The following is a 15,713-nucleotide window of genomic DNA, read 5'->3' as shown; positions in this document are numbered from 1 at the left end:
TTGTGCATATTCCCCTAGAGTGCAGCTTCAAGCCTTGAAACAATAAGGTGACCAGACTGCCCTTGTTGATGCAGAAGCAGGTGAGGTGCGAGGTTTCATGCCGTCGGCACAGTTAAACCGTGAGCTCAGCGCGAACGATTCGACGATCGAATTCGTTCGTCGCTTGTTGCGCGCGTCTGACATGTCATCGCTCTCTGCGCGGGTCATCGAGGAGGCTCGCAGCCGCTTTGATCTGCACGATGTGAGGCTGTGCTGGAACGCCGAGCGCGCTCATGCCGATGGCAGCAGTGATTTGACCGGATGCTATCCCGTGGAGGATCTCGAAGGCGCCGATGTGCGGCGGGTTTCACTGTTCAGCGCGGCCAACGGAATGCACGCCGAGATTGCCTGGAGGGAAACCACAGCCCAGGTTCGCTCGGCGGATGCGTGGGAAGAATTTCTGCGCGATCTTGCGTTGGTTTCGGAACGGGTCCTGCAGCGTGAATCGCTGGCACATTCCGTGCGTCGGCTGGAGCGCGCCGAGCATGTCCAACGCGCCTTGTTTGCCATCGCCAACATGGCAAGCTCCGATCTGGATATGCCGGACATGCTGCACGGCATCCACGAGATCGTCGGCTGGCTGATGTATGCCGAGAACTTCTTCATTGCGCTCTACGAGCCCGAGCGCGACAGTTTGAGATTTCTGTACTTTGTCGATTCTGTCGACAAAGACTCATTCAGCCTCAACGACGAAATAGCGGCGAGTGATTTGCCCAACAGTCTGACCCTGGCAATGATACGCAGCGGCGAGTCGCAGATGGGACCCTCCGAGCGTGTCCGCACAACGCTGGGTGTCGCCAAGGACCCGACCCTGGGGCCCGAGTCCGAAGACTGGCTCGGGGTGCCGATGATCGGGGCTGCTGCAGCAATTCGTGGTGCGATCGTGGTGCAGAGCTATCTGCCGGATACCCGCTACTCCGAAGAGGATCGCGCCATCCTCAACTATGTCGCGCAGCACATTCTTACCGCACTCGAACGCAAGCAGGCGCAAACCGAACTTGAAAGCCGGGTGGTCGATCGGACTCGCGAACTGGCGGCGGCAATCGGTGAGTTGCAGCAGGAAGTTGCCGAACGTCAGCGCGGCGAACGCTTGCAACGGGCATTGTTTGGCATCGTCGAATGTGCGGCGGCCGCCGAGTCGATGGCTGATTTCTACGCCAGCGTCCACGGCATTGTTGGTGGCCTGCTGAATGCGCGAAATTTCTATATCGCCTTGGTCGAAGACGCCACGGGCGAACTGGAATTCCCCTATTCGGTTGACGAAATCAATCCGGTGCGCCCGCGTCGACCCCTGGCCAAAGGCATGACCGAATACGTGCTGCGGACCGGTCAGGCCCTGCTTGCCGATCGGGCAAAAATCGACGAATTGGTGGCGGCCGATGAGGTGCAGCGTTTCGGGACCCGTGCCGCCTACTGGCTTGGCGTGCCGCTGGTTTGCGCGGATGTTGCCGCCGGAGTTCTGGCTGTTCAGAGCTATTCGTCGGAAACACCATTCACCGCACGCGATCAGGAGCTGCTGACGTTCGTCGCCTACCACATCGCCAATGGCCTCGAGCGCAAGCGTGCCCAGGAGTCATTGGTCCACGACAATGTCAGACTCGAAGCGCGGGTCAATGAGCGAACCCGCGAACTGGCCCTGGCCAATCGTGATCTGACCGGCCAGATACGCGAGCGTGAACGCATCGAAGCGCGCCTGACTCACGAGGCATTTCATGATGCGTTGACGGGTCTGCCCAATCGCGCCCTGTTGCTGCAACGCCTGGAAACGGCCATGCAGCATTTCCAGAAAGACCCGGCTCGACGCTACGCGGTCCTGTTTCTCGATCTCGATCGCTTCAAGGTGGTCAACGACAGTGTCGGTCACCTGATCGGCGATGAGATGCTCAAGCAGGCCGCCCTGCGACTCGCCGGCGCTTGCGCGCCTTTCCTGGTTGCCCGCCTCGGTGGTGATGAATTCGCCGTACTCATCGACAGTCTGCCCGATCCATCCCTCGCGGCCACGGTTGCGCAACGCCTGATCGATGTATTCAACGACCCGATCCGGCTCAGCAAGAAGGAAATGTTCACCTCGGCCAGCGTCGGCATTGCCTATTCTGACGAGCACTACACACGCGCCGAGGAATTGTTGCGCGATGCCGACACGGCGATGTATCGGGCCAAGGCCAGAGGTCGACAACGCTACGAGATTTTCGACGAGAACCTGCGGGCTGAAGCCATGCGCGCGCTGGATCTGGAGGGCGACCTTCGCCATGCGCTGACAAGGCGTGAATTCGAACCCTATTTTCAGACGATCGTGTCCCTGTCTGATGGCCGGATTCTCGGTTACGAAGCACTGCTGCGCTGGAATCATCCAACGCGCGGTTTACTCGCTCCGAATGACTTCCTTGCCGCGGCTGAGGACAGCGGCTGCATCGAGCAGATCGACTGGCAGATTTTTACCGCCGCTTGCGAGTATGCACATCGGCTGCCGGAATCGACCTATGTGTCGATCAACGTGTCCGCACGAAGGTTGCGCGTCCCGGATTTTGACGAATTTGCCTTGCGCACGATCGAATCATGCGGCCTGTCTCCGCACCGAGTTCGCCTGGAAATCACCGAAGGAGCCTTGCTCGATCAGCCCGAACAGATGCGCGAGATCCTGTTGCGCTTGCGCAAGGCCGGGGTGCTGGTCCAACTGGATGATTTCGGCACCGGTTATTCGTCACTGAGCTATCTGCATCGCTTTCCGATCCACTCGCTCAAGATCGACCGCTCATTCATTGCCGATCTTGGTGCCGAAAGCAGCAGCGCCGCTGTCGTCAATGCAATCCTCGCACTGGCTGATTCGCTGGATGTCGAGGTGATCGGCGAGGGCATCGAAACGCCCGCACAACGCGATGCACTGATTGAAATGGGATGCACGGTTGGCCAGGGCTATCTGTTCTCGTATCCGAGCCCGATCAATCAGCTGGGCTGACCTGCAGTAAGCCGCTGAAAATGCCTGGCATGGACCTGTGACTGCGGAACAGGCGGTCGACGCGGTAGAATTGCGGTCCTTTGTCGCAAGCCGAATTCCGTCATGAGCACGACTGCCGAGAATCTTCCTGCCAGCGAGAGCACCGAGGTCAAGGCCCCGTTGCGGTTCGTCACCGCAGCCAGCCTGTTTGATGGCCACGATGCGGCCATCAACATCATGCGCCGGATCATCCAGGCGCAAGGAGCCGAAGTAATCCACCTCGGCCACAACCGCTCGGTCGAGGATGTTGTTCGCGCTGCATTGCAGGAAGACGCCGACGCGATCGCCATGTCGTCCTACCAGGGCGGCCACGTCGAGTACTTCAAGTACATGGTCGACATGCTCAAGGAACGCGGTGCCAGCCATATTCGTGTATTCGGCGGCGGCGGTGGCACCATCACCCCGGAAGAAATCCGCGAACTCGAAGATTACGGCGTCGAACGCATCTATCACCCCAACGACGGCATGAAGCTCGGTCTGGTCGAGATGATCGAGGACGTTATCGCGCGCGCAGCGCGCGCGCGGGATTCGGGAATAGAGAAAGGGGAATCGTCAGGCAAGAGCATCTCGGAAGCTGCCAATATCGACGACGAAATCAGTATCGGTCGCATGCTAACCGCCCTGGAAAACGGCGATTTCAACGAAGCCGAACTGGTGAAATTGCGAAAGCAGTGGTCGGAGGCTTCTACCCACTCCCCATTTCCCACTCCCCACTCCCAGCCAACAACGCCAGTTGTTGGCATCACAGGCACCGGCGGCGCCGGCAAATCCTCGGTAGTCGACGAACTGCTGCTGCGCTTCCTGCATTCGTTTCCTGAAATGCGCATCGCCGTGCTTGCGGTCGATCCGACGCGTCGCCGCTCCGGTGGCGCGCTGCTTGGCGATCGCATCCGCATGAATTCGCTGCGCAGCCGTCGTGTCTACATGCGTTCGATGGCGACCCGTCGCCAGCACGCCTCGACCAGCGTCGTGCTGCATGACTGCATCGATTTCCTCAAGAGCCAGCCCTACGATCTGGTCATCATCGAAACCGCCGGCATTGGCCAGTCTGACTCCGAGATTGTCGATCTGGTCGATTTCCCGATGTATGTGATGACCAGCGATTATGGTGCGGCCAGCCAGCTAGAAAAGATCGACATGGTCGATTTCGCCGAACTGATCGTGCTCAACAAGTTCGACAAGCGCGGCGCCGAAGACGCCCTGCGCGACGTGCGCAAGCAGTGGAAGCGCAACCGCACCGCGTTCAACGTCAAGGACGAGGACGTCCCCGCCTATCCGACCATCGCCAGCCAGTTCAATGACCCCGGCATCAGCTGGATGTTTGTGAATTTGTGCCGCCTGTTGCGGGAAAAGCTGGGAGTGGGGAATGGGGAATCGGGAATCGGTACTGCAAAGTGCGATTTCACGCCGAACCTGGACACCACGCTCAAGTCTCCGCGTGCCACCGTGCTCATTCCTGGTGCCCGCGTCCGCTATCTCGCGGAGATCGCCGAGCAAGGTCGGTCGATCAACAAAAGCATCGAGACCCAGGCCGAGTTCGCCAGCAAGGCGCAGCACTACTACGAATCGCTGAAGGAACTTGATGACGAGAAGCTGCCCAAGCCGCTGGATCTTTATCCCAGCGACGGGCTGCAGGCGGCAGGCGATCGTTCGATGCAATTGCTGCGTCAGCGCTACAACGCAGCACTTGGCGAACTGAGCAAGGAAGCCATCAAGCAACTGCGCGAATGGCCGGCACTGTTTGAATCGGTCAGCGCCGAGTTCAACGAATACAAAGTGCGCAACAAGGTCATCAAGGTCGACAACTACCGCGAGTCACTGAGCCACCAGAAGATCCCCAAAGTCTCGCCACCCAAGTCAAAGGACTGGGGTGAACTGCTGACCTTCCTCGGCAAGGAAAACCTGCCCGGTCATTACCCCTACACCGGCGGCGTTTATCCGTACCGGCGCAGCGGCGAAGACCCCACGCGCATGTTCGCTGGCGAAGGCACGCCCGAGCGCACCAACCGCCGCTTCCATTACCTCAGCCAGGGCGGTGCCGCCACGCGACTGTCGACCGCGTTCGATTCGGTCACCCTGTACGGTGAAGATCCGGCGCCGCGCCCGGATATCTTCGGCAAGATCGGCAACTCCGGCGTCAACATCGCCACCCTTGATGACATGAAGAAGCTCTACTCCGGCTTCGACCTCAGCGCACCGACCACATCGGTATCGATGACCATCAACGGCCCGGCGCCGATGATCCTGGCGATGTTCATGAACACCGCCATCGATCAGAACGTCGAGAAATACCTGCGCGAGGACGACGCCCGCTGGGCCGCCGCGCAGAAGAAGATCGACAAGCTCTTCGCCGGCCGTGAACGCCCGCAATACCTCGGCGAGCTGCCCAAGGGCAATGAGGGCCTCGGTCTCGCCCTGCTTGGTGTATGCGGTGATGATCTGGTCGATGCGGAAACCTACGCGCGGATCAAGACCGAAACCCTGACCAAGGTCCGCGGCACCGTGCAGGCCGACATCTTCAAGGAGGATCAGGCGCAGAACACCTGCATCTTCTCGACCGAATTTGCCCTGCGCATGATGGGCGACATCCAGCAGTACTTTGTCGACAACGGCGTGCGCAATTTCTACTCGGTGTCGATCAGCGGATATCACATCGCCGAAGCCGGAGCCAACCCGATCAGCCAGCTCGCCTTTACCCTGAGCAACGGCTTCACCATCGTCGAGTATTACCTCGCCCGTGGCATGAGCGTGGATGATTTTGCGCCCAACCTGAGCTTCTTCTTCTCCAACGGCATGGATCCGGAATACACCGTCATCGGCCGCGTCGCCCGGCGCATCTGGGCCCGCGCCATGCGCGAGCGTTACGGCGCCAGCAGCCGCAGCCAGATGATGAAGTACCACATCCAGACCTCCGGCCGATCACTGCACGCGCAGGAAATCCAGTTCAACGACATCCGCACCACGCTGCAGGCGATGTACGCGCTGTTCGACAACTGCAACTCGCTGCACACCAACGCCTACGACGAGGCGATCACCACGCCCACCGAAGAAAGCGTGCGCCGTGCCGTGGCCATCCAGATGATCATCAACAAGGAACTCGGCCTCAACTTCAACGAGAACCCGTGGCAGGGCAGCTACATCGTCGACACCCTGACCGACCTGGTCGAGGAAGCCGTGTACAAGGAGTTCGAGGCGATCAGCGAGCGCGGCGGCGTGCTCGGCGCGATGGACACCATGTACCAGCGCGGCAAGATCCAGGAAGAGTCGATGTACTACGAGCACAAGAAACATGATGGCTCGCTGCCGCTGATCGGCGTCAACACCTTCCTGCCCAGGGAGCATGCCGGCGAAATCGCCACCGAGATCGAACTGATCCGCTCGACCCCGGAAGAGAAGGGCGCACAGATCGCCAACGTGCTCAGCTACCAGAAAAACCGCAACGCACTCGCCCCAAGCGGCGAAACCTCGCACGCCAACGCAACCACGTCGGAAGAAGACGAAGCCACCGAGATCCACACCGGCCACGGCCTCGGCTACCTGCAAAACACCGCCCGCGAGCGCAAGAACGTCTTCGAAGCATTGATGGAAGCCGTAAAGACCCACTCACTCGGCCAGATCAGCCATGCGCTTTATGATGTGGGTGGTGAGTATCGGCGCAACATGTGATTGGCAGGATAGGCGGTGAAAACTACACTGTACTTTCAAGCTACGCGGACACGACCGGATCGCGCAGGAATTGCTGACGATTGGATAGAGCGAACTATCGCTCACCCCGAAAAGCGTTTCGTACAGGAGGATGGGCGCATCCGGTGCTGGGCAGCCGTCCCTGAGGCCGAAGGGCGGTATCTTCGGGTCGTGCTACTGTCCGACGGAGAGACGGTACACAACGCCTTTTTTGATCGAGGTTTCGTGCCATGAAAATCAAGTATTTCCAGGACACCGATACGCTTTATATCGAGTTTCGCGGCGATAAAATCGTCGAGACTCGCGATCTAGATGAAAACACCTTGATCGAACTGGATGATCGCGGGCGGATATGTGCCATGACCATGGAGCATGCGAGTCAGCGGACCGACATTCCCGCGTTCTCTTATGAGCAGATTGCTGCTTAGGGGTGACTTGTTGCCCGGCTTTGGAGCGATCAGTAAGCGTGTGGAACCGCCAATTATCAAGCTGATTGCTGTCGAGTCGAAAGGCGCCTACAAACTACGACTGCGGTTTTCCGATGGCGCGTGGGGCGTCTACGACTTTTCGCGCGATGTAGAGGCGAGTACGCCAATGACCGAACCCTTGCGGGATACGGAATTCTTTGGCCGGCATTTCATCGAACTGGGCGCGTTGGCGTGGCCGAACGGGTTTGATCTCAGCGCCGAGGCGCTACATCGGCAGTTGAAGGCTGCCGGCGAACTGCGTCGTGATAGCAAAGTTGCCTGATGCAACGAGTTCGAGTGGCGTGTAGCGGGCTGTTGAAATTCTACTCAGGTGCGCATTCTCAGAGCGCTCGCATCTGTCCATGTTCGAATGAATTCAGCAATACGTGGTCGGCGCATCGTGTTCGCATCCAGGTTTCCCGCATCAGCAGTCCCGGCGCGCCACAGATTTCGCAGACGCGAAAAGACCGCGCCTGGGCGTCGTCGATCAAGGCTTGCTGCCGCTCCGATGCGCTATCCACGTAGAAGCGCAAGTCGCCGAACTTCTCTTTGACTTGCGCCACCTTCATCCATGGCAGATCATTGTAGACAAGAGAGTTCACGGTATCGCGACGCAGGAGAAATTGCATTCCGCGCCTCTTTTGCCGATGATATGACCGATGGAGCGATAAATAAAAGGAGCAATTAATGAAGAATACCGTGAAGCTACTCGGCCCCGCACTGGCATTGATCGCACTTCTTTTCATGACGAGCTTTGCGCACGCGCAGGAAGTAGTCCGGATTGATGGTTCAAGCGACAAGAGCGTGGAACAGAGCTACACGCGCATGCTTGAGTCACTGAATCACGAAAGCCAGGCAAAATTGGTGACGGCAATTATTCAGCTCAATCTGGCCGGCATCTCCAGCGCCGAGGAAATGCTTGCCGACCCGGAGTTGCGCAGCCCTGGTCCGGTCCGAATCAAGGACCGCATCACCGGGCTAAGCTCCACTGAAATCATCGCGCTGGCAAACAAGTCCGCAACGACCAGAACCTTTATTCAAGGCCAGGAGCCAGGTGTTCCCTCTAATCTGCTGACGCCGCTTGATACCGGCAAGCCAACTCATCTGCTCCCGTCAACCCGATGGCTTTTTGTCACGAACGTCAATGGCTTCAAGAAGGAACAAGTGCTCAAGTTCGAAGATGGCGGCAATTTGGCAACCAACCCGCCATCAACGGTTGGAGTGAGCACCTGGGAGCAATCCGCTGACGAAGTACGCATCTCCATCAATGATCAATACGCGGTTTCACGTGGAAAATTCGTGGACGCCGACCACATGGAGGGCACGGGCGGCAACAAGATGGGGGTAACCTGGACCTGGACTGCCGAACGCCAGTAGCGCCAGGAGTCAGAGTAGGGCTAATCAGAAAGTCGACCTTGATTCCAGTTTCGGCCTTGGCTTCGGCCCGGTCATGGGTTGCCAGAGTCAAAGATTCGATTCCGGACGCGACCCCGTCGGTTCGGAAACTCCGAATACGCGGTCACCCCAGCGCAGGCTGGGGTCCCTCCGTTCGGAATGAAGCCTCCCCGTTCATGGTGAGGCCCGTCCGCACGTCATGAGTCCACCCCGTTCGTGGTGAGCCTGTCGAACCATGAGCGGGGTGGACTCACACAACCAGTATTCACACCAACGGCAGAATCACCATTGGCGGATCCGCTTTACCTTGCTTTGCAGCATTCTACGCACTTGAATAATTGGCCTATTTGTTGCTTACTCTGTAGGTAGTTACCACAGGGGGTAATAGGTCGGGATGGAATCCGTGCGTAATAGCGGACGCAGAAGCACCGCGCCACCATATTGTTGTTTGTTGCTGATCGCCCCTGTGGCGATGGGCATGCATGGCTGCGCACCGTCCGACTCCGACACCGCCGAAGCTCGACCCGAGCAAGCCGGCCAACCTGTCAATCCAGTCAAGATGGCCAGGCACATCACCGGCACCCGCGCGTCAGCCGCGCCTGGAGACAGCAAAACCGCCGAAGCACATGTCCGCGCGATGACCGATGACGTGATTCGATCCGCGCGCGTCTACGACACATCCCGACCGATCGATCACGAAGCCGCGCGCACCGCCGTGCGTCCGCTGCCCGGTGTGCGTTCCTCGGTCTGGATGGATCGCGAGAACTTCATCGTCATGGTCAACGGTGCCAGCTACCACAGCATGAAGATGATCGACAAAGTCTGCCTGGCCCTGCAGCCACTCGGCGACACGCTCGCCATTGTCGTCAACGTGCAGGACGTAACAGCAACCACCCCGGATGGCGCGACCACGCTTTCGCGCAACTGTCAGCTGCCGGAAGGGCAGAGGGCGTTTATGCAGAGGAAGCGGGAGGTGGATGTGGTTTCTAAGGAGTTGCGGGATACGTTTAGGGAGCAGCAGGGGGAGTGAGTGAGAATTGTCGATTTACGAGGTAGGAGAATGGGGTGCCAATTCAAAGTTCAAGACTTGACCCCTTCATTGTGAGACTTGCCCCCTTCTTTGTGACCCCCTTCATTGCGGTTTTGCCGGGGGAGGCATACTTAAGACAGTGTATCCGCGCTATTGAATGCTTGATTCATTACGTATGAAGAGGAGTAATTAGTGATATTTGGTGCAGTCATCGAGGCTGGAAGCGGCGTCTTCCCTCAGGAATCCGCAAGTGGAGGATTTCCGACTCTTCCGGATCGGCCAGTGGAGCGCCAGCATGTCATTGAGACGATATCGAGGGTTCCTACGGAAGAGTATCCAGTCGTCTTTATTGAAGGGGAGGATGGGTGTGGCGCCACAACTCTGCTGGCACAATTTTGTTTGGGCGTCTCCACCCCTGCATTCCATCTATTTGTTAGGCCACACAGTCGGTTTGCCTATAGCGTGCCCTATTTGCGCTTTATGCTTGCGACGCAGTTTTGCGCCTACCTTGGGCGCGAACTTCCGCCAGATTCAAGTGTAGATGAAAGCGAATACCATGCGCTATTGCTCGCCATTCGCAAGAAGAATGGTCGGGGTATCCTGTATATTATTGTAGATGGTCTGCATCAGGTCCCGCGCGATGATCGGCGCCAGTTGAAAGAGATTTTCGGCGACGTTCTTTCATTTGGTGTCGATGGCTTTCGCTATCTCATTACGGGTCGCCAAGAAATATTTCAAGAGTATCTTCCCGGGGTTGGGTCAAAGACATGCCCAGTTCAGCAGTTGTCTAGAGACGAAGCGACGCACTTCTTCGATGGCTTGGGAATTGAAGAGAGCGATGCTGATGAACTCATTAGGCTTTGCAAGGGATTGCCTGGGCGTCTTGCATCCGTAAGGCGACAGATTGAAGCGGGTGCGGCTGTCGAATCAATTCTTGCAGCAGATGCCAAGAACTATCCACAGTTTTTAGCTATGGAGTTTCGTCCGCTAGATGAGCTAAGCAGCTTAGAGAAGACGATTGTGGCTGTTATAGCGTTTTCCCGATATGCGCCATCAGCAGAGGAGTTACTAAAGCTGTGTGACGCAAATCAAACGCACATAGCCAATATTACACAACGTTGCTCATTTGTAGCTATAAGAAGCGAGCCGCCTTTTTCAACCTTTGAGTCCGAAACTCATCGCCGGATAGCGGAGACTCGACTAGAGTCATTGCGTAGCACCGCATTGGCGCTTCAAATTTCGCATCTATCTGATAATCCAAATAGTCTGAAAACGCTTCAATTTCTGCCTAGCTACTTGCAGCAAGCGAACCAACACAGCACGCTGATCGAGATGTTGAGCCCCGAACACTACGAGCGGCTGCTCGATAGCACTCAGTCAGTGTCAATCCTGCGGGCGAGGGCTGCAATTGGCGCAAGAAGTGCACACGAACTTAAGCTTGCTGTTGAGACGTTTCAGTTTTCACTGCAGAGAAGCATTTTCGCAGACGTCGCAACGGCTAGGGGTTGTCAGGCGCAAGTCGCGGCCTTAGTGGGGCTCGGTCAGCCTCAAAAAGCGTTAGATGTAGCGTCCAGAGCCGCAACGAAGGAACGACGCCTACAGATGTTGGCGGAGTACGCTCGTACAATGCGAGAGTCGGGCGCGCAGCTGGACAAAGAGGTCGTCGCGACTATTAGAGAGCTCGCTTCCGAAGTTGACTACTTTGGCTCACCAACGGAGGCTGAGGAGCTCGCCGAAAACCTCGCATTTGTTGATCCAGATCTTGCCATATCGGTTCTCGATTGCAGCAACGTGTCGAACGACCATAAGTACCAACGAGACGAGGCGCTGGCGAAGGTTTCTGTGGCTGCAAGTTTGAGTGGAGCCCAGGACAATGGTGCAATTTTTGAGAAGACCGCTAGCCAAATATCCGACGAGCGACTACGAACGCTCATAGCGTTTATTGCTGGCTACCTTGGTGATGTCTCTGCGATACAAATTTCTGCTATCGCGGATCCCATGAAAGTTGAACGAAGGATTTATTTTTTAAGGAGTATTTTAGGCGCCGCTGATGGACGTAAGGGGTCACTTGACATCGTTGAGTACGCGCTTGACCAGCTTATCTCTGCAACCTCCTATTTACCTAAGATTCGTGACTTTGTTGATTTCGCGACACCGCTTGGGTTCGAGGGTGTGGACCTAACACGTGCGGAAAAGTTGTTGAGGAGAATGGAGGAGCAAATAGCCCTAGTAGCAGAAGCTTCGACGTCGGGTGATCGGGTAAGACTTGAAATGAAACTTGCAAGGGTCGATAGCCTGATCGATGAAACTGCAGCGCAAAAGCGCCTTGTGGAATGCTATTTCCAAATTTCTGCAATCTCATCCACAGAGACCAAGGTGGAGTGTCTTGCGGTTCTGCTTCACGCTTTAAAGGATGTTGATCGAAGCGGCGCTATCGAGAAGAAGGAGCATCTTTCAGAAGTTGTTAGCAATGATCTCCTGCAATCTATCGCTGAGTTGCTGCTGCTGACGGCAAGTCACTTCGAAGTTGTCAGATCCACGCTTGCGGCCCTTACGAAGTTTGACATCCGCGCTGCGGTGGGGATTGCGGAGCGCCTTAATACACAATCCGCGCGCGACGCAGCGTATGACCATATCGTTCATATTGCATTCTCAGGTACGAAACCGGCCGACGGTTCGCAAGAGATTCTCTGCGTTGTGGATCGAATCTCGAATCCTAAGCTACGTGACGATTGCATAGTCACCGCGATCGACTCGGCGCGGAGATCTTCGGTGGCTTCTCAATGGTTCGAGACTCTTCTCGCGCTCGTTCGAAAGTCCACCACAGCTCATGGCATCTGCTCGGCAATCACGGCGCTGTTTCGCAGCGAGTGCTCGGAACTACCCGCACACACTGATGAGTTGGTTGTGAGGATGAGGGCAGGTTTGGCGGCCATTCCATCACCTGTAGATCTTGTTAGCGCGCTGTTTCGCTTTTCAGCCGCTCTCTCGCGTACCAACCGAGGTTTAGCGGTTGAGTTCTACGAAGCGGCTGAGACCGCGCGTTCTACTTCTAGAATCGTAACCGGCGCCTCGGAGGCAACTATGGCAAAGGTTATGGCGCTCCTAGTTAGAACTGCACGGCCGTTGCTTCGCTTCGATGAGCTGAATGATGACTACTTAGCTCGTGTTGTTCGACTTTTCAATCTATTGCCGGATCCCTTAGCTCGCGTGGCTCATCTTTGTGATCTAGCATCGAAAGCATGGTGCGAGCACAGATTGGAGATATCTCGTCGCATTGTTCAACAACATTGCAGACCGCTGCTCGAAGAGTTCGACAAGGATAGCGAGATATATAAGTCACTTGCAATTCTTGTATTCCCGGCGTTGTTCCTCGCGCGAGGTACGCAAGCGTTCGAGCTTCTAGAAAGTCAAGATAGAGATGCTCGTGACCACGCGCTTCATACCTGTTGTCAGATAATCATACGCAGAGTGACTAGGGCCGATCCTTGGCCAGGCGATAATTCCGCATGCGTGATCGCGCTTGATGACGCAGAAGACGTTGTCCGGTTGATCTCTCAAATGCAATCAGATATCTCAATATTTGGTGCAGTCAAAGGTTTCACAGAATCGTTACTAAATAAGCGTAGCAAAGAGAAAATATCAATACAGCAACGACTTGGTATCCGACAGAAACTGGATGAGGTAGTCCGGGCGCGACTTCCGGATATTCACAATATTAAACACGATGGATACCTGATTGCTTGTAGGGCCCACTTGGGGCGCCTTTCTACCAATCCAGCAGATTTCTGGACCGACCTGAGGCAGAGTGCTGAGTCGATGGAGAATGTTGCTGACAAGGTGTTGGTTCTACTGGAGGTTGCGTTATGTCTTCCGCCAAAATCGTCTGTGCAGAAGCGGGCGATGTTTGAGATCGCGAAGTCAGCTACTGAGGAAATTCCATCAGCATATGATCGTTACGGGCGTCTCAACTATTTGGTTGAATGCGCTAGGGACACAGAGCCTGCGATGGCGCGGGGCGCCCTTAGAGATGCGCTAAAAATTACGTTTGAGTTAGATAGTGAAGCAGCGGCGGTCAAGTCAAGAAGAAAGCTACTCGATGTTGCGGAACAAATTGATCCGAAACTTGTCGACACGTTGATTGACGCGATTGATGACGATCCTGCTCGTGCGGAAGCAAAGGCTCAACTAGTATCCCAGTCTAAAGTTCAGAAAGCTCGCAGGCGAATAGCCGATGCGCGGAGCGAAGTTGAAAAAGACGACAAGGGAGAGGATGTGCTTCCATCCGCTGCTTGGAAAACTGTCGGATCGTTGGTTGCCGGTCGTGTCGAGCCTCAGATAGCAGAGAGACTATTGGAGTATGTGGAGGCATCGGGCGAATGGGATCTACACAGTGCGTTTCCCGTGCTTTCATGGTATATCGAAAATTCGGGCAGGAGAGTTATGCGCTCTGAAGATGTCGTGTCCAAGGTAACGCCAATATGGGAGGCGCTCGTTCTTTCTGCCGAGTTGGCAATTAATGTTATTAGTAAAGACTCGTCGAGACAAAAGATTAGAATTTTTGAGGAGGCCGTGAATAGGACTGGAATCTTGGTTGGCCGGCGAGAAGGGCGTGAAGGCGCACTGGAATTTCTCCGAATGTGGCTCCGCGAACATGCTGAATGCGCGGAGCCGCTTCTGCTGTGCGACCCGTACTTTGGGCTTGGGGACATGGAGTTCGTGAGGCTTGTTTTGGGGGAGAGTCCGGATCAGCGGCTTGTAATTCTCACAAGCAAAAAATCTTTGGGGTCGGCTGGGGCAGACGACTTCAGCAAGGCATGGTCGGATATGGTCGATCAAGATCCACCCGACGTTGAAATAATTGCAATGAGTGACCCCGGAGATGAACGCTCACCCGTCCATGACCGTTGGTTGCTCGGAGCTACGAGCGGTATTCGCTTGGGGACCTCAATGGGTGGCTTCGGAGGACGTCTGAGCGAAATATCAGCAATAGAATCAAGTGCATTAAGTGAGCTCCTCGTGCGGCTCCAGCCGTTTGTGGAGCGTCAGCGGACGATTGAAGGAAAGAAGATTAACTACGTCGCATTTAGCTTATAGAACTGAGCAGCCCCGAGCAGATCCGGGCGGATCCGAGCGGATCCGAGCGATCAAAATATGGAATGATCAGCAAACTTCGGGGTCTGGTCTTGGTGCGCCAGGCGAAGCTTGGGCGCGTGGGATGGTCACTCAGGAAGAGTGGCCTGAAACTGCGCATGGAGCTCAGCGGGTGAGAACCCCGCCCGGTAATGCTTGGCCAGCAGCCGGTAGCGAGTCTTGCGTGGTGGTCGGGTAACCGTCACTGCGAAGCGTAGACAGCGAGTGTGTGGGCCGTGTGATTGAGCCCCGAAATGACCGCTTTGCGGGAGCCGACGTTTTCAAGACGACGGAAGGCAATAAAGAAGCAAGGGTCAGGTCTAGCTTTGAGAAGCAAGGGTCAGAGAAGCAAGGGTCAGGTCTAGCTTTGTAGCATTCATCAATCGAGAAGCAAGGGTCAGGTCTAGCTTTGTAGCATTCGTCAATCGGAAAACCGCGGTATTGTGGCTGTCCCGATCCTGGCCTTGCCCGATCTTGTCGCAATGCACGGAAGAAGCGGATCGACTCATCGTGTCCGCTTCCTGTTTCGCATCGGCTTGCACGAAACTTCGGGGTCACCATTTCGCCGCTCTAGTCAATAGGCACAAGTGTAATCCACCCGCTTGCCGAGCGAGTTGAGTTTGAATGCCGTAGTTCGGATTGGCCGACGCCTGGTGTTTTCGGTTGGCTGCGGAGTGAGTCCGCACCAGTCACCCTTCTGGATCAAGGCGCTTCGCGCCCCTGAGCTTTACGCTCCCAAACACTCGTCGGTTGCCATCGTTCCGTCCATGTGTCCGCGGTTGCGGTGCACAGGTTCCTGATCTCACCGGTAAGGGGATCAACCCAAGCGGGCTCGGTCGATGGGCGGCCTCGTCGAACACGGCGCCGGCGGCGACAGCCATTCAGGTCTGATGGTTTGCATCCAACCCCGTTGCGGGCTTGTCGTCACCGGCATAACAGTTAACCGAAAGCGCGCTTTACGTCGAACGTA

The 15,713-nt window shown here is 56.2% G+C and carries 8 protein-coding genes; 7 read left to right on the top strand and 1 reads right to left on the bottom strand.

What is annotated here, in order from left to right; translation table 11 throughout:
• The first annotated feature begins 181 nt into the window (after positions 1-181).
• From VFN25_RS07595 to VFN25_RS07580, 4 genes are all read left to right on the top strand, one after another.
• Positions 182-2,995 carry a putative bifunctional diguanylate cyclase/phosphodiesterase gene (locus VFN25_RS07595; RefSeq protein WP_325140461.1) on the top strand — a complete coding sequence of 938 codons (2,814 nt, stop codon included), beginning with the start codon at positions 182-184 and terminating at the stop codon, positions 2,993-2,995.
• Between the two features lie 102 nt (positions 2,996-3,097).
• On the top strand, positions 3,098-6,700 hold the full coding sequence (locus VFN25_RS07590; protein ID WP_325140459.1) for a methylmalonyl-CoA mutase family protein: 3,603 nt from the start codon (positions 3,098-3,100) through the stop codon (positions 6,698-6,700).
• Positions 6,701-6,948: 248 nt separating this feature from the next.
• Positions 6,949-7,146, top strand: coding sequence for a DUF2283 domain-containing protein (locus VFN25_RS07585; RefSeq protein ID WP_325140457.1), 198 nt, complete (start codon positions 6,949-6,951; stop codon positions 7,144-7,146).
• A 40-nt stretch (positions 7,147-7,186) separates the two neighbouring features.
• Positions 7,187-7,468, top strand: coding sequence for a DUF2442 domain-containing protein (locus tag VFN25_RS07580; protein WP_325140455.1), 282 nt, complete (start codon positions 7,187-7,189; stop codon positions 7,466-7,468).
• 58 nt (positions 7,469-7,526) lie between these two features.
• On the opposite strand, the gene VFN25_RS07575 is transcribed toward VFN25_RS07580, so the two are convergent.
• Positions 7,527-7,754, bottom strand: a complete 228-nt coding sequence (locus tag VFN25_RS07575) for a hypothetical protein (protein ID WP_325140453.1) — start codon at positions 7,752-7,754, stop codon at positions 7,527-7,529.
• Between the two features lie 118 nt (positions 7,755-7,872).
• On the opposite strand from VFN25_RS07575, the gene VFN25_RS07570 reads away from it, so the two are divergent.
• The 3 genes from VFN25_RS07570 (at position 7,873) to VFN25_RS07560 (ending at position 14,707) form a co-directional block, all read left to right on the top strand.
• On the top strand, positions 7,873-8,562 hold the full coding sequence (locus VFN25_RS07570; protein ID WP_325140451.1) for a hypothetical protein: 690 nt from the start codon (positions 7,873-7,875) through the stop codon (positions 8,560-8,562).
• A 469-nt stretch (positions 8,563-9,031) separates the two neighbouring features.
• Entirely contained in the window at positions 9,032-9,610 is a 579-nt protein-coding gene (locus tag VFN25_RS07565) for a hypothetical protein (protein WP_325140449.1), read from the top strand.
• Positions 9,611-9,802: 192 nt separating this feature from the next.
• Complete coding sequence (locus VFN25_RS07560; RefSeq protein WP_325140447.1) at positions 9,803-14,707, top strand: hypothetical protein; 4,905 nt, start codon at positions 9,803-9,805, stop codon at positions 14,705-14,707.
• Positions 14,708-15,713: the final 1,006 nt, after the last annotated feature.

Origin of the sequence: Dokdonella sp. (assembly GCF_035703485.1) — a bacterium.
Lineage (GTDB): Bacteria > Pseudomonadota > Gammaproteobacteria > Xanthomonadales > Rhodanobacteraceae > Dokdonella.
This window is presented reverse-complemented; position numbering and strand designations above follow the sequence as displayed.